Origin of the sequence: Auritidibacter ignavus (genome assembly GCF_029853775.1) — a bacterium.
In the GTDB taxonomy this organism is placed as follows: Bacteria; Actinomycetota; Actinomycetes; order Actinomycetales; family Micrococcaceae; genus Auritidibacter; species Auritidibacter ignavus.
This window is the reverse complement of sequence record NZ_CP122564.1, coordinates 2,214,703-2,240,893: the sequence shown is the minus strand read 5'-3', so window position 1 is coordinate 2,240,893 and position 26,191 is coordinate 2,214,703. Positions and strand designations below refer to the sequence as shown.

Annotated in this window: 31 protein-coding genes and 1 pseudogene; 18 read left to right on the top strand and 14 right to left on the bottom strand. The window is 61.0% G+C overall.

Features of this window, described 5'->3' with window-relative positions:
- Positions 1-3: 3 nt before the first annotated feature.
- Positions 4-1,296, bottom strand: a complete 1,293-nt coding sequence (locus tag QDX22_RS10215; RefSeq protein WP_110101296.1) for an adenylosuccinate synthase — start codon at positions 1,294-1,296, stop codon at positions 4-6.
- A gap of 148 nt (positions 1,297-1,444) precedes the next feature.
- Positions 1,445-2,104: a thymidine kinase gene (locus tag QDX22_RS10210; protein WP_110101295.1), complete on the bottom strand. Its 660-nt coding sequence runs from the start codon at positions 2,102-2,104 to the stop codon at positions 1,445-1,447.
- An 87-nt stretch (positions 2,105-2,191) separates the two neighbouring features.
- Here QDX22_RS10210 and QDX22_RS10205 point away from each other — a divergent pair, with 87 nt between their 5' ends.
- From QDX22_RS10205 to QDX22_RS10175, 7 genes are read left to right on the top strand one after another with little or no spacing between them, the layout of a single operon-like run.
- Positions 2,192-2,557, top strand: a complete 366-nt coding sequence (locus QDX22_RS10205) for a TetR family transcriptional regulator (protein ID WP_110101294.1) — start codon at positions 2,192-2,194, stop codon at positions 2,555-2,557.
- 6 nt (positions 2,558-2,563) lie between these two features.
- Entirely contained in the window at positions 2,564-3,013 is a 450-nt protein-coding gene (locus tag QDX22_RS10200; protein ID WP_110101293.1) for a TetR family transcriptional regulator C-terminal domain-containing protein, read from the top strand.
- Complete coding sequence (locus QDX22_RS10195; protein WP_110101292.1) at positions 3,010-4,608, top strand: ABC transporter substrate-binding protein; 1,599 nt, start codon at positions 3,010-3,012, stop codon at positions 4,606-4,608. The genes QDX22_RS10200 and QDX22_RS10195 overlap by 4 nt, the downstream gene beginning before the upstream one ends.
- The gene (locus QDX22_RS10190) at positions 4,605-5,555 is read left to right on the top strand and encodes an ABC transporter permease (protein WP_110101291.1); all 951 of its coding nucleotides are present in this window, start codon (positions 4,605-4,607) and stop codon (positions 5,553-5,555) included. The genes QDX22_RS10195 and QDX22_RS10190 overlap by 4 nt, the downstream gene beginning before the upstream one ends.
- Positions 5,552-6,325 carry an ABC transporter permease gene (locus QDX22_RS10185; protein WP_279717823.1) on the top strand — a complete coding sequence of 258 codons (774 nt, stop codon included), beginning with the start codon at positions 5,552-5,554 and terminating at the stop codon, positions 6,323-6,325. Before QDX22_RS10190 ends, QDX22_RS10185 begins: the two co-directional genes overlap by 4 nt.
- Positions 6,322-7,095, top strand: a complete 774-nt coding sequence (locus QDX22_RS10180; protein WP_279717822.1) for an ATP-binding cassette domain-containing protein — start codon at positions 6,322-6,324, stop codon at positions 7,093-7,095. The genes QDX22_RS10185 and QDX22_RS10180 overlap by 4 nt, the downstream gene beginning before the upstream one ends.
- Complete coding sequence (locus tag QDX22_RS10175) at positions 6,981-8,003, top strand: ABC transporter ATP-binding protein (RefSeq protein ID WP_279717821.1); 1,023 nt, start codon at positions 6,981-6,983, stop codon at positions 8,001-8,003. The genes QDX22_RS10180 and QDX22_RS10175 overlap by 115 nt, the downstream gene beginning before the upstream one ends.
- Positions 8,004-8,040: 37 nt before the next feature.
- On the opposite strand, the gene QDX22_RS10170 is transcribed toward QDX22_RS10175, so the two are convergent.
- Positions 8,041-8,958, bottom strand: coding sequence for a C40 family peptidase (locus tag QDX22_RS10170; protein WP_110101277.1), 918 nt, complete (start codon positions 8,956-8,958; stop codon positions 8,041-8,043).
- A 326-nt stretch (positions 8,959-9,284) separates the two neighbouring features.
- Here QDX22_RS10170 and QDX22_RS10165 point away from each other — a divergent pair, with 326 nt between their 5' ends.
- Positions 9,285-11,003 (top strand): choline/carnitine O-acyltransferase, encoded by a 1,719-nt coding sequence (locus QDX22_RS10165; protein WP_279717819.1) that lies wholly within the window; start codon positions 9,285-9,287, stop codon positions 11,001-11,003.
- A 75-nt stretch (positions 11,004-11,078) separates the two neighbouring features.
- Here QDX22_RS10165 and QDX22_RS10160 read toward each other — a convergent pair whose 3' ends face one another.
- Positions 11,079-11,501, bottom strand: coding sequence for a DUF3151 domain-containing protein (locus QDX22_RS10160; RefSeq protein ID WP_370443920.1), 423 nt, complete (start codon positions 11,499-11,501; stop codon positions 11,079-11,081).
- Positions 11,502-11,734: 233 nt separating this feature from the next.
- Between QDX22_RS10160 and QDX22_RS10155 the strand changes: the two genes are divergently transcribed.
- From QDX22_RS10155 to QDX22_RS10145, 3 genes are read left to right on the top strand one after another with little or no spacing between them, the layout of a single operon-like run.
- The gene (locus tag QDX22_RS10155) at positions 11,735-12,742 is read left to right on the top strand and encodes a methionine ABC transporter ATP-binding protein (RefSeq protein ID WP_110101275.1); all 1,008 of its coding nucleotides are present in this window, start codon (positions 11,735-11,737) and stop codon (positions 12,740-12,742) included.
- Positions 12,742-13,425 carry a methionine ABC transporter permease gene (locus QDX22_RS10150; protein ID WP_110099095.1) on the top strand — a complete coding sequence of 228 codons (684 nt, stop codon included), beginning with the start codon at positions 12,742-12,744 and terminating at the stop codon, positions 13,423-13,425. The genes QDX22_RS10155 and QDX22_RS10150 overlap by 1 nt, the downstream gene beginning before the upstream one ends.
- Positions 13,426-13,475: 50 nt before the next feature.
- The gene (locus tag QDX22_RS10145) at positions 13,476-14,396 is read left to right on the top strand and encodes a MetQ/NlpA family ABC transporter substrate-binding protein (protein ID WP_110101274.1); all 921 of its coding nucleotides are present in this window, start codon (positions 13,476-13,478) and stop codon (positions 14,394-14,396) included.
- Between the two features lie 119 nt (positions 14,397-14,515).
- Here the strand turns inward: QDX22_RS10145 and QDX22_RS10140 are convergent, their stop codons facing one another.
- Positions 14,516-14,845 carry a YqfO family protein gene (locus QDX22_RS10140; RefSeq protein WP_110101273.1) on the bottom strand — a complete coding sequence of 110 codons (330 nt, stop codon included), beginning with the start codon at positions 14,843-14,845 and terminating at the stop codon, positions 14,516-14,518.
- A gap of 282 nt (positions 14,846-15,127) precedes the next feature.
- Here QDX22_RS10140 and QDX22_RS10135 point away from each other — a divergent pair, with 282 nt between their 5' ends.
- Positions 15,128-16,969 (top strand): HNH endonuclease signature motif containing protein, encoded by a 1,842-nt coding sequence (locus QDX22_RS10135; protein WP_158524759.1) that lies wholly within the window; start codon positions 15,128-15,130, stop codon positions 16,967-16,969.
- Between the two features lie 10 nt (positions 16,970-16,979).
- Here the strand turns inward: QDX22_RS10135 and fbaA are convergent, their stop codons facing one another.
- Genes fbaA through pyrE form a run of 4 tightly spaced genes read right to left on the bottom strand, consistent with a single transcriptional unit; the run spans position 16,980 to position 19,633 of the window.
- A complete protein-coding gene (gene fbaA, locus QDX22_RS10130) occupies positions 16,980-18,002 on the bottom strand; it encodes a class II fructose-bisphosphate aldolase (protein ID WP_110101271.1) in 1,023 nt (340 codons plus the stop codon).
- Positions 18,003-18,037: 35 nt separating this feature from the next.
- Positions 18,038-18,712, bottom strand: coding sequence for a TrmH family RNA methyltransferase (locus QDX22_RS10125; protein ID WP_110101270.1), 675 nt, complete (start codon positions 18,710-18,712; stop codon positions 18,038-18,040).
- Positions 18,709-19,059, bottom strand: coding sequence for a hypothetical protein (locus tag QDX22_RS10120; protein ID WP_110101269.1), 351 nt, complete (start codon positions 19,057-19,059; stop codon positions 18,709-18,711). Before QDX22_RS10120 ends, QDX22_RS10125 begins: the two co-directional genes overlap by 4 nt.
- Before the next feature lie 22 nt (positions 19,060-19,081).
- The gene (gene pyrE / locus QDX22_RS10115) at positions 19,082-19,633 is read right to left on the bottom strand and encodes an orotate phosphoribosyltransferase (protein ID WP_110099088.1); all 552 of its coding nucleotides are present in this window, start codon (positions 19,631-19,633) and stop codon (positions 19,082-19,084) included.
- Positions 19,634-19,790: 157 nt separating this feature from the next.
- Here pyrE and QDX22_RS10110 point away from each other — a divergent pair, with 157 nt between their 5' ends.
- The 4 genes from QDX22_RS10110 to nadE are packed head-to-tail and all read left to right on the top strand — an operon-like array spanning position 19,791 to position 22,230.
- Complete coding sequence (locus tag QDX22_RS10110) at positions 19,791-20,189, top strand: hypothetical protein (RefSeq protein ID WP_110099087.1); 399 nt, start codon at positions 19,791-19,793, stop codon at positions 20,187-20,189.
- Positions 20,171-20,524, top strand: coding sequence for a hypothetical protein (locus QDX22_RS10105; protein ID WP_110099086.1), 354 nt, complete (start codon positions 20,171-20,173; stop codon positions 20,522-20,524). Before QDX22_RS10110 ends, QDX22_RS10105 begins: the two co-directional genes overlap by 19 nt.
- Positions 20,525-20,575: 51 nt before the next feature.
- Positions 20,576-21,370 carry an exodeoxyribonuclease III gene (locus QDX22_RS10100; RefSeq protein ID WP_110101268.1) on the top strand — a complete coding sequence of 265 codons (795 nt, stop codon included), beginning with the start codon at positions 20,576-20,578 and terminating at the stop codon, positions 21,368-21,370.
- A gap of 44 nt (positions 21,371-21,414) precedes the next feature.
- Positions 21,415-22,230, top strand: a complete 816-nt coding sequence (gene nadE / locus QDX22_RS10095) for an ammonia-dependent NAD(+) synthetase (RefSeq protein WP_110101345.1) — start codon at positions 21,415-21,417, stop codon at positions 22,228-22,230.
- Between the two features lie 3 nt (positions 22,231-22,233).
- On the opposite strand, the gene QDX22_RS10090 is transcribed toward nadE, so the two are convergent.
- The 4 genes and pseudogenes from QDX22_RS10090 to QDX22_RS10080 all read right to left on the bottom strand — a co-directional run bounded on the left by QDX22_RS10090 (position 22,234) and on the right by QDX22_RS10080 (position 24,024).
- Positions 22,234-22,395: an AMP-binding enzyme gene (locus tag QDX22_RS10090; RefSeq protein WP_233487981.1), complete on the bottom strand. Its 162-nt coding sequence runs from the start codon at positions 22,393-22,395 to the stop codon at positions 22,234-22,236.
- A 233-nt stretch (positions 22,396-22,628) separates the two neighbouring features.
- Positions 22,629-22,988 (bottom strand): annotated as a pseudogene (locus QDX22_RS12035) (AMP-binding protein); the annotation flags it as partial.
- Entirely contained in the window at positions 22,927-23,421 is a 495-nt protein-coding gene (locus QDX22_RS12030) for an AMP-binding protein (RefSeq protein WP_341849181.1), read from the bottom strand. The gene QDX22_RS12030 and the pseudogene QDX22_RS12035, both read right to left, overlap by 62 nt.
- 333 nt (positions 23,422-23,754) lie before the next feature.
- Positions 23,755-24,024 carry a tyrosine-type recombinase/integrase gene (locus QDX22_RS10080; RefSeq protein ID WP_233487979.1) on the bottom strand — a complete coding sequence of 90 codons (270 nt, stop codon included), beginning with the start codon at positions 24,022-24,024 and terminating at the stop codon, positions 23,755-23,757.
- On the opposite strand from QDX22_RS10080, the gene QDX22_RS12140 reads away from it, so the two are divergent.
- Positions 23,990-24,196: a type IV toxin-antitoxin system AbiEi family antitoxin gene (locus QDX22_RS12140; protein WP_110101344.1), complete on the top strand. Its 207-nt coding sequence runs from the start codon at positions 23,990-23,992 to the stop codon at positions 24,194-24,196. The genes QDX22_RS10080 and QDX22_RS12140 overlap by 35 nt on opposite strands.
- Positions 24,193-24,840 (top strand): hypothetical protein, encoded by a 648-nt coding sequence (locus QDX22_RS10075; protein ID WP_110101266.1) that lies wholly within the window; start codon positions 24,193-24,195, stop codon positions 24,838-24,840. The genes QDX22_RS12140 and QDX22_RS10075 overlap by 4 nt, the downstream gene beginning before the upstream one ends.
- Here the strand turns inward: QDX22_RS10075 and QDX22_RS10070 are convergent.
- Entirely contained in the window at positions 24,791-26,191 is a 1,401-nt protein-coding gene (locus QDX22_RS10070; RefSeq protein WP_158524758.1) for a lanthionine synthetase C family protein, read from the bottom strand. The genes QDX22_RS10075 and QDX22_RS10070 overlap by 50 nt on opposite strands.

The window sequence follows — 26,191 nt, the reverse complement described above, 5'->3', positions numbered from 1 at the left end:
TGGCTAGTCGTTCCAAACCAAGTCGCGGACCTGAATCACTTCGTCGCGGCCCGGCCCCACACCGATACCGGAGATCCTGGTGCCCGATAGCTCTTCGAGAGCATGCACGTAGCGTTGAGCAGCCTCGGGGAGATCAGAAATGCTCCGTGCCTGAGAGATGTCATCGTGCCAGCCCTGGAAGTACTCGTAAATGGGGACCGCATGGTGGAAATCCGTCTGGGTCATCGGCATCGAGTCATGCCGGACGCCGTCGACATCGTAGGCGACACAGACCGGAATCTGGTCGATGCCGGTGAGCACATCCAGCTTGGTGAGGAAGTAGTCGGTAAACCCATTGATCAGTGAGGCGTGCTTGGCCATGACCGCATCGAACCAGCCGGTCCGACGGGGACGACCGGTGTTCACCCCGAACTCGCCGCCACTGGTGCGTAGTCGCTCCCCCATCTCGTCATCCAGCTCGGTCGGGAACGGTCCGGCACCCACACGGGTCGTGTAGGCCTTAATAATTCCCAGCGTGCGGGTGAACCGGGTGGGTCCGATTCCAGCACCCACCGAAGCTCCTCCCGCGGTGGGGTTGGAGCTGGTGACAAACGGGTAGGTCCCGTGATCAACGTCGAGAAAGGTGGCCTGTCCACCTTCCATGAGCACGACCTTGTTATGGTCCAATGCTTCGTTGAGCAGGATCACCGAGTCCACCACCATCGGGCGCAGTCGCTCAGCGAAGCGATCGAAGTATTCCACAATCTCATCAACACTAAAGGCCCGGCGATTATACAGCTTGACAAGTAGCTCATTCTTCTGCCGCAGTGCGCCCTCGATTTTCTGACGCAGAATCGATTCATCGTAGAGGTCCTGGACCCGGATACCCAGCCGGGCAACTTTGTCTTGATAGGTGGGCCCAATACCGCGACCGGTGGTACCGATCGCACGTTTGCCCAAAAATCGCTCGGTGACTTTATCCAGGGTCTGGTGGTACGGGGCGACCACGTGAGCGTTGGCAGAGACCTTCAGGTGCGAGCAGTCGTGACCACGTGCTTGAAGTCCGTCGATTTCCTCAAAGAGCGCTTCGAGGTTGATCACCACCCCGTTGCCGATCACCGGGGTCGCATTCGGAGAGAGAATACCGGCCGGCAGGAGCTTGAGTTCGAATTTCTCACCGTTAACCACCACGGTATGCCCAGCGTTATTGCCACCGTTGGGCTTGACCACATAGTCAACAATTCCACCGAGCAGATCGGTTGCTTTGCCTTTGCCTTCGTCTCCCCATTGGGCGCCGACGATTGCGATAGCTGGCATAGTTGCATCTCTCCTGATCAGGACGCGCAGGACGAGCCCTCAACATAGAAAACGTTCCCGACCGACACCTTGGCCTGAGAACCCTACCTTCCTAGTTTATCAGGCGAGCAAGGTCACCAGCTCGGGCGGACAGTGGGCCCCAAGGGCTTTATGACAGCTCCGGTATCCCCGAGCGCTCCCGCTCTTTTAGATAACAGCGAGCGCACAGCGAGATATACGTGACATTGGTGTGCTGAGAACCATCGTCATCGTCGATGGCCACCTGAGCGCCATCAAAGACAAATCGGTCACCTAGTTTCCTGGTATTAAACAGAGCCTTACGACCGCATCGGCAGATGGTCTTTAGCTCCTCAATATTATGGGCCAATTCAAACAGTCGGCGCGCTCCCGGAAACGATCTGGTTTGAAAGTCAGTCCGGATCCCGTAGGCCAACACGGGTACATCATCGAGCACCGCGATCCGCAACGCATCTTCGACCTGTTCGACACTCAGGAACTGAGCCTCGTCGATGAGTAAGCATGATACCGGCTGGCTGGCCGCGTCCAAATCAGGCACCAAGGAATACGGGTCGCGGCCCGAGGCTCGTTGCGCAAAGCTCTCCCGCAACGAGGCTCCCTGCAATACGAGGAAATCCACCGTGCGCACCACACCCAGACGCGAGACAATCTGATCGGCACCCTTGGTGTCCACCGCAGGTTTGGTCACCAGCACGCGCATGCCACGTTCTTCATAGTTAAACGCTGCCTGCAAGAGCGCGGTGGATTTGCCGGAGTTCATTGCGCCATAACGGAAATACAGTTGAGCCACGGAGCTTTACTCTAGTCGCCCGGGAACAATCCCGATATTGCGATTGCCCCTGAATGTGAATCAAAGTATTGCGATCACCGCAAGCCGGTGATACGTTTACTGCGTGACTCACGCCTGGCCCAGCAGATGGGTCTCGATGAATCCAAACTCTCCAAATCTTTAGCCGGGGTGCGCAAATTTTCGGCCACCGAACTGCATGCGCTGGCGCGACTAACCGGTGTGAGCGTGGACTGGCTTCTGGGCGATGGCACAGATACCTCCTCGCATCCCTTCCCCACCCGCCAGGACACCAACACCCAGTGCTCTCGGCGCGAAGCGGTGGTGGCTGCTGCCTGGGAACTGTTTGCTTCCCGCGGATATTCCACCGTGAAAATCGACGATATCGCCCGGGCTACCTCCATGTCCCCGGTCGCGGTGCTGTACTACTTCGAGAATAAGAACGCCATCTTCTGAGCGACGTTGCACCACTGCAGCCAGTTAGCTGCCCAGTCCCAGGCACGGTCGCTGGCGATCACCGACCCCGTTCAGGCACTGCGATCGCTGACCCGCACCCAGTTACCCACCACTGAACGTACTCGACTGGAATGGGCCACCTGGGTGCAATTCTGGTCGGCTGCCCCCGCCTTCCCGGATGCTAAAGAAGTCAACGCCACCGCTTACCAACGCTGGCTCGACACCGTCACCACGCTCATTCAGACCGGTCAAGACCAGCATGTCCTGGTCGATACCCCTGTCGATGCACTCCGCGATGTCTTTGCTGCTTTGATCGACGGGCTGGGCATCCGGGTGATTACCGGAGGACTTGACGCCGATCGGGCCGTGACGCTGGCCGATCAGCTCATCTTGGGCCATATGGTTTCCGAAACCTATCACCATCATCACACCACCACGGGGTATTCCTCACTATGAACCACCATCACCGCATCCCCGACCCCCGCCCGGCAGGCTTGCACCTGAATCGGCGCCAGCTGTTAGGCGGGGCTCTTGGCCTGGGCGCGCTCGGCGTGCTCTCAGCCTGTAGCGCACCCCCGGTCACCCAGGTGGATACCTCCGGCCCGCCTACTCAAGGTGGCACCTTGCGAGTTGGGCTCGCCGGCGGGTCAGCAACCGACTCGTTAGACGCCCACGCACCGGTGAACTCCGGAGACACCGCGCGGGTGATCAACCTCTACGAGGGGTTATTGCGCCGGGACGACAACTATGAATTGGAATACCGGTTGGCGGAGTCCATGGAGGTCAACGACGACGCCACCGAATGGAGGCTAGTGCTACGCGAGGGCGTGACGTTCTCCGATGGTCGGCCGGTCCGCCCCGAAGATGTCATTGCTACCGTCGAGCGGGTGCGCAACCCTGATGATCCAAAGAACGGGGCCTCGATGATGGAAGTCATCGACAGCATGGAGGTCGTCGATGAACGCACCCTGATTTTCAAGCTCTCCACCCCGGATGCGGAGCTCGACGATGCGTTTTCCCAGTACCAGATGGGCATCGTCCCCGAAGACTACGATCCAAGCGACCCCATCGGGGCCGGCCCCTTTACGCTCGGTGAATTCGAACCCGGTCAGATCACCACCCTGAACCGCAATGACAACTACTGGGATACTCCCGCCCACCTGGATCGGGTCGAGCTGGTGAACTTCCAAGAAGAAGACGCCATGCTCAACGCGTTACTCTCCACCCAGGTCGATGCCATCGGCCAAATCAACCCGACCCTAACCCGGGTGGTGGATGCCGATGAGCGGTTGCAGGTGTTGAACTCCGAGACCGGGATGTGGCTCCCGTTTACCATGCGAGTCGATACCGCCCCATTCGACGATGTGAAAGTCCGCCAGGCCATGCGACTGGCCATCGACCGTGAGCAAATGGTCAACCAGGTGTTCTCCGGTCACAGCCAGCTTGGTAACGATATGTTCGCCTTCTACGACCCGGGGTACCCGGACCACCTCGAACAGCGTCAACAAAACATCGAACAAGCCAAACAGCTCCTCTCGGAGGCCCGCTACCCCGACGGGCTCGAGGTGGATCTGGTCACCAGCGAGATCCAAGCCGGCGCGGTCCGGGCCGCGCAGGTGCTAGCCGAACAAGTCCGAGCCGCCGGAATTACGGCCAATCTCCACCAGGTCGACACCACCACCTTCTACGGTGACGGTAACTACCTGCACTATCCCTTCTCACAGTCCTTCTGGTACACCCGCAACTTCCTCGCCCAGGTAGACCAATGCGCCACGGACACAGCACCGTTTAATGAAACCCACTGGGAGGGTCCCGACTTCGCCGCCCGAGTCTCCGAAGCCCAAGCCACCGCCGATAACGCCGAACGCGAAGGAAAGATTGCCGAGCTCCAAGAAGAATTCTTCGACCGGGGTGGCTACATCATCTGGGGCTTCTCCAACCAGGTCGACGCGATGCAGAAATATGTGATGGGTTTTGAAGAAAATGCCACCGGCTTGCCCCTGTCTGGCTGTAACTTCCAGCGGGCCTGGATTGCTGAGGTGAACGCATGACCAAGCTGATTGTGCGACGATTGGGAATCAGCCTGCTGATTCTCTTGGCAGTTTCCATCGTGGTCTTCTGCGCCACCCTGCTGTTGCCGGGTTCTCCGGCCACCGCCATCCTGGGCCAACAGGCCACCCCCGAACGCATCGCCGCCCTGGAAGCCGAGATGAACCTCGACCGGCCCGCTTGGGAACGATATTTCCTGTGGCTGGGTGGACTGTTCACCGGCGACTTCGGCACCTCCACCTCCACCGGCGGGCCGATTTCCGAATACTTGGGCGAACCGCTGGTGAACTCGCTGGTGCTGATGGTACTGGCCGCCGTACTGTCCATCCCGATCGGAATTGGTGTCGGCATCTATACCGCACGACACCGCGGGAAGAAACGCGACCAAACCATCACCTGGATCTCCCTGGCCCTGGCCGCCATGCCCGAGTTCGTCATCGGTATCGGCCTGGTGACCCTGTTTGCCACCTCGGTGTTCCAAATCTTGCCGGCGGTGACCATGAACCCACCGGATCAACGGGTCTGGGAGTTTCCCACCCAGCTGATTCTGCCCACCCTGGCCCTGTTGCTGGTGGTCAGCCCGTATATTGCCCGCATGACCCGAACCACCATGATCGAAGCCCTGGACTCCGGGTACGTGGAAATGGCCCGCCTGAAAGGTGTGCCCGAACGGCGAGTGGTGTTCCGTCACGCACTGCCCCACGCGATCGGACCGGTCGCCCAGGTGGTGGCCATCCAGTTAGCCTGGTTGGCTGGCGGTGTGGTCGTGATCGAGTACCTGTTCCGCTACCCCGGCCTGGGCCAGGCGCTGATCGATGCGGTCACCTATCGTGACGTGCAAGTCGTGCAAGCCATCTCGTTGTTGATCGCCGTGGTCTACGTCCTGGTGAACCTCGCCGCCGATATCGTCGGCATTCTGGCCAACCCTAAGCTCAGGAGTGCTTCATGAGCCAGCTGAAAACCTCCGCTTCCAAACCCGACCCACTCATGGCCCGCATCTGGGCTCAACCCGAAGGCAAAATCGGTGTCATCCTCACTGGCCTGGTGCTGCTTATTGCCCTGGTCGGCTACTTTTTCGCCCCGGAGATCACCGGATACTCCACCACCGAATTCGTCGGTTTGCCGTTCACCAACGACGCGCTGCTGGGTACCGATAATCTCGGCCGGTCGGTCCTCTCCCGCTTCGTGGGGGGCGGGCTCCTGTTGCTCCTGTGCGCAGCGGCCGCCACCGCCATCGGTCTGGTCCTCGGCGCCCTGTTGGGTATGATTGCCGCCTACGCCGGTGGGATCACCGACGCGATCATCATGCGCGTCAACGACGTGGTGCTGGCCTTCCCCCAACTGATTCTGGCCATGCTGGCCATCGTAATCTTTGGTCCCTCCGCCCTGGTGCTCATCCTGGTCATCGGCTTCACCCACGCCCCCCCCCGCATCGCCCGGGTGGCCCGGGCTGCCACGCTGGCAGTCACGTCCGAAGACTACATCCGCGCCGCCGAACTCTATGCGGTCCCGCGTACCCAGATCTTGGTTCGCGAGATCTTCCCCAACATCACCGGCCCGCTGGCCGTGGAAGCCGGGCTACGCCTGACCTACTCGATCGGCACCAACCTGCTGGCCGACGCCTTGGCACGTGCCACCGCCCTGCCGGTGAAGGCCTCCCGACTGGCCACGAAGACCAATACCCCCGAGACCACCGCGGAGAAAGTAGCCAACCGATGAGTCCCGACCATCCCACCAGCGCAACTGACACCGTGGTGCTCACCATCCGGGGGCTGAGCGTCTCCGCCACCGGCACCGGCCACCAGATCATTCACGACCTGGACCTGGATCTACACCGTGGCGAAATCCTCGCCCTGGTCGGAGAATCCGGCTCCGGTAAGACCACCGTGGGGCTTGCCTGTCTGAACCACTTCCGCACCGGGCTAGCCCAGACCGGTGGCGAGATCACCCTCTACCCACGCACTGGCGAAACTCCAATCAACGTCATTGAACTCACCGATGACCGCATTCGAGCCCTGCGTGGCGAACGCATCGCCTACATCCCCCAAGACCCGGCGTTGAGCCTTAACCCGGCCATGCGGGTGGGCGACCAAATCCGGGAAGTACTCGACATCCACGGCTACGGCTCCAGCTCCTCCGAGCGCGCCCAGCGAGTCGCCCAGGTCTTAGGCGATGTCGGTTTGCCCGATGATGATTCCTACCAGCGTCGCTGGCCACACCAGCTCTCCGGCGGCCAACAACAACGCATCGGTATTGCCATGGCCTTCTCTATGAACCCCGACGTGCTGGTGCTCGATGAGCCCACCACCGGGCTGGATGTCTCCACCCAAGCCCACGTGCTCGACACCATTCGGGAAATGACCCCCGCCACGATGTGGCCTCGCTCTACATCACCCACGACCTGGCGGTGGTCGCCGAATTGGCCCACCGCGTGGCGGTCATGCTACGCGGTGACCTGGTGGAAATCGGCGATTGGCGCAAAATCCTGAACGAACCCGACCACCCCTACACCCAACGCCTCCTGCGGGCAGTACCCGATCTAGCCGGAAAGAAAAATCTCACCGAAACCAACCAGGCGCCCGCGATCACCGAGCCTTCCACCGCCGCCCAGGGACAGTCTCAACCGCAGGAGAAATCCGGGCCCAGCCAACACCTGCTGGCTGTGCGGGAGTTGCGGATGTCCTACGGGTCCCATGAGGTGCTCAAGGGAATCAACCTCACCATCGATCCCGGGGAATCGACCTTATTACTCGGCGAATCCGGTTCCGGTAAAACCACCCTGGCCCGATCGATCGCCGGGCTCAACCCGGACTACACCGGCACCATCCAGCTACGGGGCCAGGCACTGGAACACCGGGCCCGCAAGCGTAGCCTCGATGCCCGCCAAGACATCCAGTACATCTTCCAGTCGCCCTTCTCCTCCCTAAACCCGCGCCAATCCATCGGGAAATCCCTGACCGTACCGTTGCGGATGTCCCAGCGGCTACCTTCCTCCCAACACCGGGCTGTGGTGGAAGAAACCCTAGAAGCTGTCCAGCTGGATCCCAGCTTCTACGACCGCCGGCCCGGAGACCTCTCCGGAGGGGAACGCCAACGCGCAGCCACCGCCCGCGCCCTGGTCAACGCACCCTCGATGCTGGTCTGCGATGAAATCACCTCAGCCCTGGACGTCTCCGTGCAAGCCTCCATCCTGGCCCTGTTGAACCAATTGCGCCACCAGCGCGGGCTGGCCCTACTCTTCGTCACACACAACATCGCCCTGGCCCGACACATCGCCACGCAAGTGGCAGCGTTGAACCAGGGCGAAATTGTCGACCACGGGCCGGTCAATGACGTCCTTGACAACCCGTCACATTCCTACACCCGACATCTACTCGACGACCTACCCCAGCTGTAACACTCCAGCTGGGCTGAGCACCGAGAGCTCGGTGGTCTTAGAACCGAGCAGCGGTCTGGATCGGCGGGTTGTACTGCTGGTAGGTCGACAGGTTGTCAATGGTAATACCCGCGCTGGGGTTACGGGCCTGAGCAATCTGGCCATCACCGATGTACATGGCCACGTGGTAAATGCCCGAGGCGGAGCCATTATTGGACCAGAACACCAGGTCACCGGCTTGCAGGTTGTCCAGGGAGACATGCTGGTTGGCTGCCGAGTACTGGGCGGATGAGGTACGTGGCAAGTCCTTGCCCGCACTGGCGTAAGCGGCCTTGACGAAGGCCGAGCAGTCGTAGGCCGAGGGACCATTAGCGCCAAAGCTGTACACAGCACCGGAATTGACGATGTCGATGGCCGCGTTCACGGCCTGGCCCTGCCAGCCACTGGCCGAGCTGGTTGCCGAGACGGTTTGAACGTCCAGGGGTTCATCGGCCGACGCCTCACTGGTTGCTGTCTCAGCATTGGAGGCAGTATTAGAGGCAGTCTGCGCCTGTTCCCCGGTGGACTCCGTTGCGCCCGGAACGGTCAGTTCTTGGCCGGGGTAAATGGTGGTAGAGGCCGAAATACTATTGGCCTCCAGTAACTCATTGAGGCTCACGCCTAACTCGCCGGCGATCTGTGAGAGCGTATCCCCGGCTTCCACGGTGTAGGTATCAGCAGATGTTTCAGCAGAAGCGGTGTTGGCGCTATCGGAGGTGCTATTCGGGCCCACCTGAGCCGCCGTCGAGGAGCCCTCCGCGTCGGCCGGCACATCTTCCAGGGCAGCGGTGGCCGAATTCATTCCGGTGAAGGTAGCACCAGCCACCGCAGCAACACCGACCAGCCCGCTGGTCACATTCTTCCGACGACGGCGGGTGGCAGCCTGCTTCAAGGCCCGCTCAGCGTCAATACGCTCGCGACGAGTTAAATAAGTCATCAATCAGGATTCCTTCTCTATCTCGTGATCTCTACTCGTGATGAGAACATCAATGGACCGCGCCCGAACAGCGCGTTGTTATCTGACTGTTATCCACCGTGACACAATCGTTATCTGTTCGCAACCGACCGTCTGAATTAACTGAGGATTCACCCCGAAGTCATACCCTTTAATCCGCATGCTCGTGCCGATCCCGGGAAAACCTGAGAATATCCTGTTATTCTTTCGTGACTTTATCTACCGGATGGTAGGGCTCCTGACAGCAACCTCACCGACAGGTGACAATAGAGGTAACCCATCCTGTCGAAGAGAAAGCCCATACCGCTGTGACCCTCACCCCGCACCCGGCCACCGTCGACCTCAAGCCACTACCTCTCCCACATCTTGATGACACCTTGGACACGCTCCGCCACGCGCTACGTACCCTGTTGGCCGGGGAGGAATTTGCTCACGCCGAAAAGATCATCGATTCCTTCCGCACTCGCAATGGCCCCATCCTGCAATCTCAGCTGGAACAGCTAGCCTCCCGGGCCGAGGCCACCGGCACCAACTGGATGTCGGATTATTGGTACTCCAGTTATCTCGCGGTCCGCGAGCCACTGATGCTGGCCTCCAATGTGGCTTTCCAGATCGAAATCCCCTCCGAGAAGACCGGATCTGCTCGAGTCGCAGACCTCGTACACCGCCTGCTCCGGTTCCACCTCATCCAGGCCCGTGGCGAGATGCCCGAAGAGATCGATGCCCGTGGCAACCGCATCACGATGAACCAGTGGTTTACCTTCAACGGCGGGATCCGCACCCCGCAGGTCGATGAAGACGTGATCGAGCCGTGCACCCTCGATGCCCGCGAGCGCGAGATTGGCGTGTTCCACCGCGGCCAGCTACACGCGGTCACCGTGACCGATCAGACCGGCACCCTGGCCACCCCCACGCAACTGCGGGTCGCCCTCGACCAGATTCTGGACGAGGCACACACCGCCCAGCAAGCCCAACAAGCCCAGCAACCAAACTTCGCCGCGATCTCCGCACTGGGCTCTGAGTTCTTGGCCGAGCACCTGCCAGAACTGCGGGCTGTAGGAGAGAATGAACAGACCTATCAGCGGTTGAAAAACACGCTCTTCACCGTCGACATCACCGAGGCAGACCTGCCCCGGGCCGCTGAGTTGCGCAACTTTGCCTTCCGCCCCGGGGCAGCCTGGGTCTATAAGCCCATCAGCTACCAGGTCGGGCTCCACCACGACTGGTTGTGCATGGAGGTCGAACACACCGGAGTGGACGGGGCCACCCTGGTCACCGCACTCCAACGGATCCAGGCTCTCGACCCCCAGCCCACCACCATGGATCCACACCAGCCCGAGCTAGCCAGTGAACCGTTGACCTGGGAGTTCACCGATGAGCTACTGGAGCGCTTCACGCCTGAGGTGGAGCACTACCGCGAGCGCGCTCGCCACTATCAGGTGGCGATGGTCGAGGTGGACCGGCTCTTACCCGTGGATAACTATCCGCTCAAGCTCAGCCGAGACGCCTGCGCCCAGCTGATGATGTCGACCGCCCAGTACTTGACCTTCCAGCATATCCGGGCGGTCTACGAGGCCGTGGACATACGCGAATTTCGCGCCGGTCGCACCGAATGCCTCCGGGCTGCCACCCCGGAAGCCGTGCGCTTTGCCACCGCGCTGGCTCAAGGGAAGGCTACCGAAAATCTGCTGATCGATGCGCTGAACCCCCACCGGATCTGGGTCAAGAAATGCAAGGCCGGATCCGGGATGGACCGACACCTGCAACTATTGGAAGCCACCGCGATCGCCGATAACACGCTGATGGCCTCCGACCCGTTCTTCACCGACCCGGCCATCCGGTCGGTCCGCCGGGACTTTTTGTCCACCACCTCGGTTGGTGGCCCCGAGCAGATCATCCGGTATGCCTTCGCCCCCCACGATCTCCGAAGGCTTCGGCATCAGCTACACGCCCAAACCCGCCCACGGAGAATTCTGCGTCAGCTGGCACGACAAAAACTCCCAAGGCCCCGAGACCTTCCTGGCTAACCTCGCCCGCGCCGGCGAGCTATTTTGGGAGTTTATCGACTCACTACCCCGCCCACAGCAGGACAACCCGTAACGCTAGCGAGCCTCGATCTGCTCCACCGCGCTGGGGTCACAGTCATGCAACAGTGTCGTGATCCGCTCCACCTCATCGGATTCCCCGATCGCGGCAGCGGCTCGGCCCAGAGCGTACAGTGCGCGCAAAAATCCGCGATTGGGTTCATGCGAGTACGGGACCGGGCCCTGCCCGCGCCATCCGGCCGCCCGTAGCGCGTCCAGTCCCCGGTGGTATCCCACCCGCGCATAAGCGTACGAGTCCACGGTCCGCCCCTCCTGCCAGGCGTCCTCGGCCAATAACGCCCACACCAGCGAGGACCGCGGGGCCACCGGCACCAGATCCTCCGGCAGGTCACCGGCCTGCAGCCGTTGGTCCACCTCCGGTTCCGCCGCCAACAGAGTGGGCTCGGGTTCCATCAAGTTCTTACCGATCATCGAGGCCACAACAGGCTCCTTTCGCCACCTCAGCGCATAGATTCTGCTTCCACTGTACCCAGCCTGGCGAAGTTCCGAAGATGACACCATGTGACATTCCCGGTGAAATCACGTTCACACCGATACCGCGCTGCGAGTCAGTGTCCCCTATTCTTGAGGTACCTCATTGTCAGCAATGTCAGCACGCGCACGATGCACTGAGCCCACCGGCTCTGCGCATCAGGATCAGGAGATACCCCTGCATGATCACTGTTGAAGGCCTGACCAAGGTCTACCGACAAAACGCCCGTGAGGTTCGGGCGTTAGATGACGTGAACCTTCAGGTTCCCACCGGCTCGATCCACGGCATTATTGGTCGTTCCGGGGCGGGGAAATCCACCCTGGTGCGTTGCCTGACCCTGTTGGATCACCCCACCGAAGGCACCGTCGCGGTCAACGACACGGTGCTGAGCAACTCCTCGGCCAAACAACTGCGTCAGGCCCGCCGTCGGATCGGCGTGGTGTTTCAGAACGCCAACCTGCTGTCCTCGCGCACCGTCGTCGACAACGTGGCCCTGCCGTTGGAGATCTCCTCGGTCTCCAACTCCGAACGCAAACGGCGTGCCGCCGAACTGGTCAATCTCGTCGGCCTCGACGGCTTCCACGAGGCCTACCCTGCCCAGCTGTCGGGCGGACAGCGTCAACGCGTCGGCATCGCCCGCGCCTTGGCTGCCGACCCGGACGTGCTACTGTGCGATGAACCCACCTCCGCCCTCGACCCGGCCACCACCAAAGAGATCCTGGAGCTGATCCGCTCGGTGGCCCACCGACTCAACCTCACCGTGGTGGTGATTACCCACGAAATGCACGTGGTCAAAACCCTGTGCGACGCCGTCTCTCTGCTGGACGCAGGTCGCATCGTCGAATCCGGTCCGCTGGAAGAAGTCGCCGCCCACCTGAACGGTCAGCTCTCCGCCGCGTTGTTGCCACTGGACGAACTCGATGAAGCCCACCGCGACCCCCAAGCCACGCTGATCGAGGTGCTGGGCTCCGGCGAACACCTACCCGCCCCTACCACCGTGCTGGAAGAGGCCCTGCCGGTGAAGGCCATCGTCTCCACCGGCACCATCGAATACCTCGGACCCACTCGGTTCGCCCACCAGCTACTGTCCGTAACCGGCGGGGACCAGCCACCCGCTGCCGAACCAGCCTTACAAGTCCTGCGCGCCGCCGGATTCCAAGCTCGCGCCCTGAAGGCAGGTGATCTGTAATGGATTGGTTCACCGAGAACGTGCTCGAAAACCGCGCCATCACCAATGCCGTGCCCGAAGCCCTGTGGGAGACCATCCAAATGGTGGTGATCTCCTCGATCGCGACCATCATCCTCGGGCTGATCGTCGGCCTGATCATGCACATCACCCGCCCGGGCGGACTTGCACCGGTACGTTGGCTGTACGTGATCATCTCCTCGATCATCGTCAACATCACCCGCTCGATCCCCTACGCGATCTTGATCGTCGCGCTGATCCCCTTCACCCAGTTCTTGGTCGGCACTGCCATCGGCCCCATCGCCGCCACGGTGTCCCTGACCATCGCCACCGCACCGTTCTTCGCCCGCCTGGTCGAAACCGCACTGCGTGAAGTCCCCGCCGGCACCGTGGACGCCGCCCAGGTCATGGGCCTATCGAAGGCCCAGATCGTGTCCAAGATCTATCTGCCCGAAGCCCTCCCCGGACTGGTGGCCGCTTCCACCAATACGATCGTGGTGCTGATCGGCTACTCCGCCATGGCCGGGCTGGTCGGCGGTGGCGGTCTGGGCCGACTCGCCTATAACTACGGCTACCAGCGCTTCGACACCGCCGTGATGCTGGTGACCGTGATCCTGATCGTGGTGCTGGTCCAGATCATCCAGTTCATCGGCGATCAGATCGTCAAGTACGTCGACCACCGTTAAGCTTTCCTCCCCAACGAACCACACACCCACCTTGGAAGGAGAACTCTCTGATGACCTCATTCACCTCACGCCGTCGCATCCGCCACGGACTGGCCCTCGGGGCTACCGCCACCATCACCGCCCTGGTGCTGACCGGTTGCGGTGAAGAAGGCGGTGGCGACAATGGTGGCGACGGAGACGTCACCACCATCACCGTTGGTGCCAACCCGGTTCCGCATGCTCGGATCCTGGAGTACGTCGATGAGAATCTGGCCGAAGATGCCGGTATCGACCTGGAAATCAACGAATACGATGACTACCAGACCCCGAACCGTGTGCTGGACGAAGGCGGCGACGACGCTAACTACTACCAGCACCTGCCCTTCCTGGAACAGCAGGAAGAGGACCTGGGATACGATTTCGATCACGGCGATCCGATCCACCTGGAGCCCTACGCTGGCTTCTCCGAGAAGCACGACTCCATTGACGATCTGCCCGATGGCGCCACCATCGGTATCACCAACGACCCGGCCAACCAGCCCCGCGCACTGCAGCTGCTGGAAGCCGAAGGTCTGCTGGAAGACATCGGTGACGACCAGGGCGCGCTGGATCTGACCGACGAACAGAACCCCAAGGGCCTGGAGTTCGAAGAATCCCAGCCGGAGTTCTTGGCTCAGGTCGTCGATGATGACTCCATCGACCTGGCCATCATCAACGGCAACTACTTCCTGGAGGCCGGACTGAGCGTCGATGACGCCCTGGTCGTGGAATCCGCCGAGGACAGCCCGTGGGGCAACATGCTCGTCTGGCGTGCCGGCGACGATAACGACGCCATTGCCACCCTGGAGGAGCTGTTGCACTCCCAGGAAGTTGCCGACTTCATCACGGAAGAATGGCCCAACGGTGAAATCATCCCCGCCGAAGGCGACAGCTCCGAGTCCTCCGAGGACGCCTCAGACGAGGAAAACGCCGAGGAAGAAGACGCTGAGTAACTCTCACCGAGTCTGACTAAGGGTTTGACTAACGCCTGCCACCGCAGCCAACCACCACAGTTGTGCCATCGGTGGCAGGCTTTTTTAACGCCCTGGGCGCCCCGGTGCCCGGGCACCCATTACTCACGAAAATCCTCCAGGGTCGAGACCGGGATGATGTGATAGGCCGGTTGCTCGTACGGGTGCACCGCGAGTGCGGCTTGCACCGCTGCCCGCGCTTTATCGATCGGGGCCATCATCTCGATCCGGTCTTCAGCCACTTCCTCGGCACGCGCTACCTCTCCAATGGCCGGTGCAGCCCCCGGCAACGGAGTGAACCGCCCGGTGCCCTGAGAGGTGAACGATGCTCCGTAATACTCACCGATCGGGCCCACCGCCTCAGCGAGCGCGTCACGGACTGCTTCGGCGTTCTCGGTCGGTACGTAGATCACAATCACGGCATAGCTCATGGCACATACTCTAAACGACCACCGTGGGCTGGAATACCTCCGCAGAGTTGTTGCCGGTGACTGTTCAGACGTCGCACATGTTCGATTAAGCCGTTCGAGTGCCGGTTGTCCACTGTTCGAAACGCACACTTGACGTCAACCGCAACTCCCGCATGATTAAGCGGTTTGCAGCCATCCACACCCTTCGCGCACACCCTTGTTATGGGAACAGCTGTACGATATTATGGGAGTATAACTCGAACAATCAGATGGTTTATCGAACGCATTGAGGTGGTGAAGAGCATGTCAGTGACGGCGGATCCGCGCAGTCGCGACATGCAGGCTGTCCCGGGCCTCCTCGACGAAGAAGCCCTGCGAGAGGCATCGCCGGGCGAGATGCTCCACGCCGCGTGCCGGGTACTCCAAGCATTAGGGTCGCGCATGGGCTCAGAGAGTGCCTTCGATGACCTCGCCAGGTGGCGCGAAGACGCCTCGGCTACCGACTGGAACTCCACGCTGGCCTCTGATCGTGATTCCGAGCAGGTCGAACTCACCGCACCGGATAACTATCACGACAGCTTGCCCGGTCTCACCCATGCAGCCGAAGAACTCAGCACCGGTCTTGACGGCCTCCAGACGACGCTGATGGGGCTCACCACCCGGGCCTTGACCACGACCGCAGAACAACAAGCAGTTCTGGGAGTTCCCCGCACAATTCGAGGACCGAAAAATGAAAAAAAGTACCTCGAGGAATACCACGGACTGGGTCGCAGAGATATCGCCCAGCGAACGATGCGGGCCCACTATACGGTTCCGCCCCCACCACCGATTTCAGGTGGCCCCGCCCCTGAACTTGAGTTCCCAGACTTTGCGCGTAGCTTCCAGCGCGGTCACATGCGGACCGCTAACGCCGACCGCCTGATCAAGCTCACCGAAGATCTCAAACGCTATGCCCGTAGAACATCCGCGGATCCGGCACGGGTGGACGCGATTCTTCAAGAAATGATGCCAGTGCTGACCCGTCACGCAGAAACCATGAGCGTCGGCGACTTCCATCAAACGTGCCGTGAGTGGTTGCCCAAACTGTGCTACTACATTGATGCCGACGGCCCCGCACCCGAAGATGGCCTTGAACCACAACCAGCTCAAGAACAGTTCTGGGTCGCCTCGCGACAGGATGGTGGTCTGGACTTCGGCGGGACCGTCTTCGGCCTCAATGCCGAGCTGTTGCGAACCATTGAGGCCGCAGCAAACAACTATGCCGTGCTACGTCGTGGTTCTGAGACAACCGGTGTCACTGACAGCCACAACTCAGATGATGAGAGCTCGGCGACCGAGCCGAAGAACCCGGTTATTCAGGCATTGAAAGCAAACTTTCCCGAGATTTCCCCCGATGCACTGGCCAGTATCGATGCAGCGGGAAACCAGCACTCCTTTGACGGGGAGAACCTCTACGATCCCCGTCATCGCGCACACCGTGCAGTGAACGCGCTGTTCGGTGTACTGATTGCCGGCATTGGCGCCGGGAACGCCAAGAACGGGTTGCCAGCAACGCGCGGTCAGTCCACCAAGATGATCATCTCGATGGACTACGAGACCCTGAGCGAACAATTGTCGCGACGACACCAACTCGATGACGATTTGAAGAGACAATCACTCGTGAAGTTCTTCAGTCACCACCGAGAAGGCGATCCAGTCGATGATGATTCTCCGGGCCACCGATTCAGATCTGAAGGTCAATTCTCTGGAACCATTCATCCCAGCAAATTACGATCAGCCGCCTGTGACGCAGGATTGATCCCGCTGGTGTTTGGCAGTGACAGTGAAGTGCTCAATCTTGGCCGAGAAAAACGAATGTTCTCCACCGCGCAATACCGTGCATTGGTGGCTCGAGATCGTGGTTGTGCCACACCGGGGTGTACTATGCCCGCTGCCTATTGCCAGATCCACCACATCACCGAATGGGAAAACGGTGGCGACACCAATATGGGCAATGCGGTCTTGCTCTGCCAGGGCCACCACACCGATGTGCACTTAGGCAAATGGCGCATTCAACGCATCGACGCCAAGGGGGTCTGGTTTGTCCCAGAACCCTGGGTGAGCCCAGATCCAACCCCTCGGCGTAACGCATATTGGCATCACTAAGGGTCGCAGCTTATGTCAGCGCGTGGCCAGCCGATCCCAGCGCCTGGCAGGCCTGAACGATCCGCTCGCTCATAGAGGCTTCGGCTTTCTTGCCCCAGGTACGCGGGTCGTACATTTTCTTGTTGCCGACTTCGCCATCAACTTTGAGCACCCCATCGTAGTTCTCAAACATGTGGGCAGCCACCGGACGCGTGAAGGCGTACTGGGTGTCGGTATCGATGTTCATCTTGATCACACCATAGGACACAGCGTCAGCAATTTCTTGATCTGTCGAGCCCGAACCACCGTGGAAGACCAGGTCGAAGGGGCGCTCCACGCCGACCTTGGCTCCCACCTCACGCTGGATTTCGTCCAACAGCTCGGGACGGAGCTTGACATTGCCCGGCTTGTACACCCCGTGAACGTTACCGAAGGTCAGCGCGGTAATGTAGCGACCCTTCTCGCCGGTTCCCAAAGCCTCAACGGTCTTCATGCCGTCTTCGACCGAAGTGTAGAGCTTGTCATTGATCTCGTTCGCCACTCCGTCTTCTTCACCACCGACAACACCGATCTCCACTTCGAGAATCTGGTGGTTGGCCTGAGTTCGCTCCAGGAGCTGTTCGGCAATGCGCAGGTTGTTTTCCAGAGGCTCTGCCGAACCATCCCACATGTGAGAGTTGAAGATCGGATCACGACCGGCCTTGACTTCTTCGGCGGAGGCGTCCAGGAGCGGGTTAACGAAGCCCTCGAGTTTGTCCTGCGGGCAGTGATCGGTGTGCAGAGCGATGGTGACACCGTAGGAATCAGCAACTACCTTGGCGAAGGCGGCGAAGGCCTTCGCCCCCACGACCATGGATTTCACCGACTGACCAGAGAAATACTCGGCACCACCGGTCGAAACCTGGATGATCCCGTCAGACTCTGCCTCAGCGAAACCGCGGATAGCAGCGTTGAGAGTCTGTGAACTGGTGACGTTCACCGCGGGATAGGCATAGCCACCCTTTTTCGCGGCGTCAATCATCTCAGCGTACTTATCGGGGGATGCGACAGGCATATAAGCTCCTTCATCGATCTGGTTTTGCCCCCAGTCTAACCATCCACCACCCGGCGGTCAGGACCTGCCGGGCGAACCGCATGCTGTCGCACCCATTCATGCATCGCGATACCGGCGGCCACCCCGGCATTGATTGAACGGGTTGAGCCATATTGCGCAATGGCCAACGTTGCCGTGGCAGCCCGATGAATGTCCTCGGAAATCCCCGGTCCCTCTTGCCCAAAGACCATCACGCATTCCCTCGGGAAGCTGAACTCCTCGATCGCCACCGAATCCTCAAAAAGGTCCACGGCCAGAATCGGTAGGTTGTTCTCTTGCGCCCACGCCACAAAGTCGTCAATAGTGGGATGATGCTCAACGTGCAGGTAGCGGTCGGTGACCATCGCACCACGACGATTCCACCGGCGTTTGCCAATGATGTGCACCCCAGCGACGTTAAACGCGTTCGCGGTTCTCACCACGGTTCCGATATTGAAATCGTGCTGCCAATTCTCGATGGCAATGTGCAGACCGTGGCGCGATCGGTCGAGGTCGGCCACAATGGCCTCCACTGTCCAATACCGGTACCGGTCCAACACATTGCGACGATCACCCTCAGCCAGTAGTTGCGGATCGTACTGTTCGCCGGTGGGCCAGGGTCCTTCCCAGGGGCCTACACCGACTTCACGGTGGTAGCCGTTGTCGGTGGGGTGCTGCGCGGAGTCCGTCACGTCGTCGGGCCGTCGACGTGCGGCTCGGTGTGCCGATCATGCACCGCCCAGGCGGCCCCCGAGGCGATGCCGGTGACCGTCAGTACCGATGGCCACGCGCCAATTTTCTTCGATAACCAGTGCGACGCGCCGAAAGCGCCCAGGTATACCGTCGCCAGTCCCACGGCGCGTCCAGCGCCACCTGCTTGCGCCCAGGCTTTTGTGGCGTAGCTACCGGCCACACCCAGTCCGACCGCGCCCAGGGCCCGAATCTTCGTCAACCGAGCCGTGGCGTAGCCACCGATCAGCCCGGCGATCACCGCCGGTGCGGTCTTGCGGTGCTGAATCTCCGTCTTGTGGTCTGCCATAGTGATCCTCCTTCAGGGATGGTTAGAGTCCGAGATCGCTCAAACGGAAGGCGGCCAGATACGGGACGCCGGCCTCGTCTTGGATCCGCTCGGCCGCTCCGGTATCCCGATCGACCAGCACAGCGACGGCTTGGACCTCACCGCCGGCAGCGCGCACACCCTCAACGGCGGTCAAGGCAGATCCGCCGGTGGTCGAGGTATCTTCCAACACCACGACTTTCCGCCCCTCGATCGAGGGTCCTTCCACCTGGCGTCCCATACCGTGTTCTTTGGCCTGTTTACGCACCACGAAAGTATCCAACTCCCGGGCCGGGTTGGCTTGGTGCAACATTGCGGTGCCGACCGGGTCGGCGCCCATGGTCAATCCTCCGGCCGCGGAAAACTCCACGTCGGAGAGTAACTCCAACATGACCCGCCCCACCAGCGGAGCTGCGCGGTGGTGCAAAGTGACTCGCCGCAGGTCGATGTAATAATCGGCCTGTTTGCCCGAGGACAGCGTCACTTTTCCGTGCACCACCGCCAAGTCTTTGACGAGTTCTGCCAGTTCAGCGCGATCCGAAGCATAGGTTCCCATGCAGGCTAGTTTACGCGGTGCATCGCCGGATCAGCCTCGGCGGGTGCACCGCCCACTGTTTATCCTGGTCAACACATCGTGAGTTGGAAATTGGCGTCACGAGCGTTGCCCCTTTAGTAGAGTGTCAACAGCACCGCTTTTTCGGAGATGAGGAACCATGAACCTGAAAAAAACCGTTCTCGGAATCAGTGCCGTGGTCGGGCTGGGTCTCACCCTGACCGGTTGCACTGGCAACGATGAAATCGCCACGACCTGTCAGAAGCTCAACAACGTCACACTCAAGGTCCAAAACGCCCTAGGGGAGTCCGGCGATGACGCCGAACGCGCCACCGGCCAGATGGAATCGGCGTTAAACGAATTTTCTCGGATGGTTCATGACACCTCCGATCAGGAGCTTGCCAACGCTCTGGAAGATATCGAAGGCTCCTACCACAGCGTCTACCAGTCCCTGGAAGACGGAGCCAGCATCGCAGAAGCCCAACAACAGGGTCTCGAGTCACAGGTCGATCCCACATCGGCCGAGGTTCTGGTTGATAAATGCGCCTCCGGCATCTAAGTCTCATTACTCTCGCGACGGGGTTGGCGCTGACCGGGTGTAGCTCCGGTGGCGATGACGCGCTCGAAGACTCGTGCGAGCAATTGCAGGGCCTACCTGAGCCCGCCGATGAGGGATTCATCGAGCAGGCCGAGGAGATCAAAAATAACGCCTCGGATGAGCAACTACGCCACGGCATCGACCAGGTCATCTCCATGGCCGAGATTCTGGAAGACCACCGCACCGGCGATACGTCGGATACCGACGCCTACGCCGAGGTGGTCGAGCTGGCCGATGACGACGAGTTTGTGGACGGGATGACCTATCTGCAAGACCACTGCGAGGTGCAGTTCTAGTCCGCTTTATGGAGTCCACGTGTGGTGGTGTGAAAAACGAGGAGACGTAGCGTGAAATTAGCGACCTGGAATGTGAACTCACTGCGGGCCCGGGCCGACCGGGTGGAGGACTTCCTCGAGCGTAGCGACACCGATGTGTTAGCCATCCAGGAAACCAAGTGCAAAGATGAGAACTTCCCCTGGGAGGTTTTTGAGCGCTTGGGTTATGCGGTCGCACATTTCGGGTTTAACCAGTGGAACGGTGTCGCGATTGCCTCCCGGGTGGGCCTCACCGATGTCCAACGAACCTTCCCGGGCCAGCCGGCCTTCGGCAAAGGCGGTCACGACCCGGTGCAAGAGGCTCGGGCAATCTCGGCGGTCGTAGGAGAAGATCTGCGGGTGTGGTCGTTGTACGTTCCCAACGGTCGGGCGCTCAACGATGAACATATGGCGTATAAGCTCAACTGGCTGGATGCGTTGCGGGAGCACATTGGCGCTGAACTCGACGAGAACCCCCAGCAAAAATTAGCACTGGTCGGCGACTGGAACATTGCACCCTACGATCAGGACGTATGGGATATCGAATTCTTCTATGAGAACGAGATGACCCACGTGTCCGCTCCGGAGCGGGAGCGCTTCCACGCGTTCGAAGAGATTCTGCACGATCCCGTGCGCGACCAGCACGAGCAGGCTTTTACCTACTGGGACTATCAGAAACTGCGTTTCCCGAAGAACGAGGGCATGCGGATCGACTTTGCCTTGGTCTCACCGGCAGTGAGCACCGGGGAAACCATGATCGATCGGGACGAACGCAAGGGTAAGGGCCCCTCGGACCACGTTCCGGTGATCGTGGAGGTTTGCTCATGAGGAAGGTCTCCTGGTGACGTGATCTAATAGATAGCATGGGTGCTATGAGCACGAGCGCACAGCAACAGATCATCAGCGCCCTGAACGTCGCCCCGGAGATCGATCCGGCCACCGAAGTCCAGCGCCGGGTGGAGTTCTTATGTCAGTACCTGCGACAGGCCGGAGCTTCCGGGCTGGTGTTGGGCATTTCCGGTGGGGTGGATTCCACCGTGGCGGGCCGGTTGGCTCAGCTGGCCGTCGAGAAGCTCCAGCAGGACGGTATTGAAGCGCGGTTTACGGCAGTGCGTTTGCCGTATCGGATGCAGGCCGATGAGTCCGATGCCACCGCTGCGGTGGAGTTTATTCGTCCGACCCGGGCAGTGACGTTCCAGATCGGTCCGGCCACCGATGAGTTCGGTGAGACCTTCCGTCAGGCCACCGGCGAGCAGATCAGCGATTTCAATTTCGGCAATGTCAAGGCGCGGATGCGCATGGTGGCGCAGTATGCTCTCGCCGGGATCGATGGCGATCTGGTGGTGGGCACCGATCACGCCGCGGAGGCGGTGACGGGGTTCTACACCAAGTTTGGGGATGGCGCCTTCGATATCGGCCCGCTCCAGGGACTGAATAAGCGACAGGTGCGCAGCATCGCCCGGTATTTGGGTGCACCGGAACATTTGTGGGCCAAAGTCCCCACCGCGGATCTGCTCTCCGATCAGCCCCAGCGCACCGATGAAGATGAGCTGGGACTGACCTATGATCAGATCGATGACTTTCTCGAGGGCAAGATCGTTCCCGAGGACGTGGCTGAGCGGATCATCTCCGCGTACCGGGCCTCAGCGCATAAGCGTGCGCTACCGGCAGGTCCGGTCGCGTCCTAAAGGCTAGGACTGTCCGCGCAACTCGTTCTTGCGGATCTTTCCGGTAGCGGTGCGCGGTAGTTCCGTCAGGATCTCGAAACGGTCGGGCACCTTGAACCCGGCGAGTCGTTCCCGGCAGTGGGCCCGCAGGTCCTCGGGATCGACGTCGCCGACAATGTAGGCCACGGGGCGTGGATCACGCCTTCCACCTCGATCGAGGAGATGTTCTCGCCACCGGAAATGATGATGTCTTTGAGCCGGTCAGTCAGTCGTAGGTAACCGTCGGGGTCGATCACGCCCACATCGCCGGTGTGGTACCAGCCACCGGCGAAGGCAGTGGCGGTGTGGTCGGGATCCTTGAAATATTCGGCCATCACGCCGTTACCGCGGACCACGACCTCGCCGAGGGATTCCCCGTCGTGCGGTAAGAAATTCATCTGCGGATCCACCACGGCCAGCTCGCCGGCGTGGATCATGGGCACGCCCTGCCGGGAGAGCTTGGCGTGGCGGTCCTCCCAGTCGGGTTGGGCCTGAGTAATCGAGAAGGGCCCGTAGGTTTCGGTCAGTCCGTAGACCGGGATCGGCGTGATGCCCAGTTCTTCCAGCCCGGCAATGATCGACGGTGGCGGGGCGGCCCCGGCGGTGGTGACAGCCCACGGGGCGGTCCAGTCGTTGCAGTGGAACATCGGTAGCGTCCACAGGTATCGGGTGGTGGCATCATAGCCGTAGTGGTAGGCAGCCGACAGAGCGGCCAAATAGGCCCCACGGTGGGTGTACATCACACCTTTCGGCGGGCCGGTGGTGCTGCTCATCCAGCGTGATCATTTCGATTCCGAGCTCGGTGCACACCGGTGCCAGACGGTCGGCGACATCCGGGTCCACGAACACGATCCGGGCCTCGGCGTGATCGAGAATGTAGCGGAATTCGGCCGAGGTCAGGCGCGGGTTGAGCGGGTTGAGGACCGCCCCCAGCATCGGCACCGCAAAGTGGGCAACCAACATCTCAGGCAGGTTCGGAGCCACCACCGAGACGGTCTGGCCCGGCGCGACGGTGGCCGACAAGGCCCCGGCGAGTTGGCGCACCTGCTGGTGAAATTCGCGATACGTCCAGCTGGTGCCTTCACATTCTACGGCGGTGTGGTCGGGATAGATGGCGGCGGTACGGTCAAGATACGTGACGGGAGTCAGGTGCGCTACCAAGCTGCGCCACATCCCGTTGTTCACTTTTCAGACCGAAACAGCCCGCTAACCCACTTGACCCCCAGGTAGTTGCGTCGGCCATTCTCGGCTGTTTTCCGGGATTTCTGGCGGTTTCTGCGGCCTTCTGCAAGGCGTGCAATGCATGGGCTGCATGGTTCTGGTCCCGGTTTAGTCCCGGCCAATCCAGTGGCTGCGGGTCCGGGGAATCTCGCCGTCTGGAGTTTTCGTTGGGTTTACGTCGGCTAGGTGTGAAATCTTCTCCGGCCCTCCAAGCTTGCCATGTGGACGGCCCGATCGCGAGGGGCGGCGGCTCGGCGACGGCCAGGGAAGCCGAGCCTCCAGTGGCTATCCGGCGATGCCGAAGGCCTCCTCGAGATGGGCAGCGGTGGAGGGGTCGACGATCTCTTCTCGGGGCAGGTAGTGGATCTGCGTGATGCGGGTGTCGGTGTGCCCGAGGAGGTCGGCGGCGAGGTTGATGCCAGCGGCCTTGTTGATCGCGGTCGCGACCGCGCGCCGGAACCGGTGCGGCGTCACGCCGTCCATCCCGGCACGGACCGTGACGTCGCGGAGCCGCCTGCGGATGTTGTTGGTCGTGTGCGGGGTGCCGCGGTGCAACGAGGAGCATCCGAATATCTTCCTCCGCCGACAGTTCTGGTGTGCCCCGCATGAACCGGAGAAGCCCGGCGTCCACGAGGCGCCCTGGCTGCTGGTCTACGCCGATCTGCTCGCATCGAACGACAGCCGCCAGCGTGAGGCCGCGCAGCAGCTTCGGAGTACCCGGCGATGATCGACCTCACCCGCGTGGACCCGCGCCTGCACGACGACATCACTCTCATTGTCGACGAGCTCCAAGCATCGGTCGGCCTGGATCCGGACAGCGTGCTCGTCGTCGGCGCCGGATGCCGTGACATTCTCCACGCCGCATTCGGCCGTACCTTCCCGCTGCGGGCGACGACCGACACCGATCTGGGCATCGCCGTGCACGGCTGGACGATCTCTGAACGCATCGACGCACGCTTCCGCAGAATCGGCAGCAACGGGATCCGGTACTCGATCGCCGGGATCCCCGTGGACATCATGCCGTTCGGCGAGGTCGAGGACCCCGACGGCATCACCCACCCCGCCGCGCGGAGAGGATCTCGTGGTCTTCGGGTTCCGCGACGTCTACGAGCGTTCCCCCGGCTCACGTTGCCGAACCGCATGTCGGTGCGGTTGCCGCAGCCTGCTGGGTACGCCGCCTTAAAGATGCGGTCATGGATCGACCGCGCCATGTACGGGCATGACAAGGACGCGAAGGACCTTGCCTTGGCCGCGTTCTGGCACCAGGAGGCCCCGGAGATCCAGGAACGCCTCTACGACACCGATGCCGGCTTCGATATCCTCACCACGCTCGATCTGGATATCGATCTCGCCGCCACGAGGCTCCTGTGATGGGAGCCTCGGCCCCGGCGTCGTAGAGCGTGGCAGCGACGCCTGCCGCACCTTCGAGAAGCTCTGCACTGTCTAGCCGCCTATGTCCAGTCGCCTTGCGCCAACCAGCAGGACTGTCGGGAACCCAGTGTTGGAACAACAACGGAGAGTGCGGCGATGTTTGATCTCGGATGATCATGGCGGCGATCTCGTTAGCCGGTTGGAGGAGACGTTCGTCGCCCGTTAGCTGCCACATTCGACTGATGACTTGCAAGGTACCGGAATTGCCGTGACAGAAAGTAGGGCCGTCAAGTTTCCACTCGCGCCAAGGCACGCCGAGATGGCTGATGAGGGTATCTAGTGCTTCGACTTCAAGATCTTTGGCGTCGAGCACTCGGGAGGCTCGAGCTAGTGTGAGCGCGACCCCCGGCGTCCCATAACACCAGGCTGCGCGCGAAAAGAGGCTTGGTGTCCGGTCTGGTTCGCGATCGTATTGCGCCGGCACACGGGCTGGCCAGTAGGAAATCTCGTTCGCTTCCTGCTTCCAACGACGGATCCAGTCCGTGGCGAAGCTGAGGGCCTCGAGTAGGTCATCCGACGGGCCTTCGTTCTCCACTAACGAGACCAAGGCGGCCACGGTACCTGACACGCCATGGGCGAGCCCGAGATTGAGATCGCCGAACGGGTACATCTCCTTATCTTGTGGAGTAGGCTGAAGTGCAGCGGGAACCCACCATCCAGGAAAACCAGTTTCCTGGCGGGAGAGGATTCTTCGGCTGAAGAATCGGCCGGTCCGCAGGACGGCTTCCCTTGTAATTGGCGATTCCTCATCGATCAGCACCCTCAGTGTGCCCGACAGGCCATTGATGAAATCATAAGCATGCCAGGCAACTCCAGGGGATGAAGACCGCTCATATGCGTCAGTATGTTCAATTTGTCTCTGAGCAACCCACTGTCCGAGCTTCTGCCGCAGGGTCCTGTCGTTCTCGCCCTTGCCGGTGACGCCTTGGGCGGCAGCTAGCGCCGCCGCGGGACCTCCCATGAGCCCTGCGTAGGAGTTCCATTGCAGGTCGGCGACCGCGCGGCTCAGGTGCTCGTGGGCAAGGCGCTGGAAGCCTGGATCGGTGGTCGACATGAGAGCGAACATGAGTGCGGTACCCGCCAAGCCGTGGCTAAGGCTTCCCGGAGCCCACATGCTTGATTGATACACCGGCTCGACGTTGTCGGGCCGATTAATGGCGTCGTCGAGTCGAGAGATGTCGTGCATCCGTTCTGCCGCCTCCAGGGCCACCTCACGAACCGCTTTGGCCAATTCGGGCTCAAGTAGGGGGCGCACGCTCTGGGCACTCGCGCCGGCATTGCTGTCATGCAT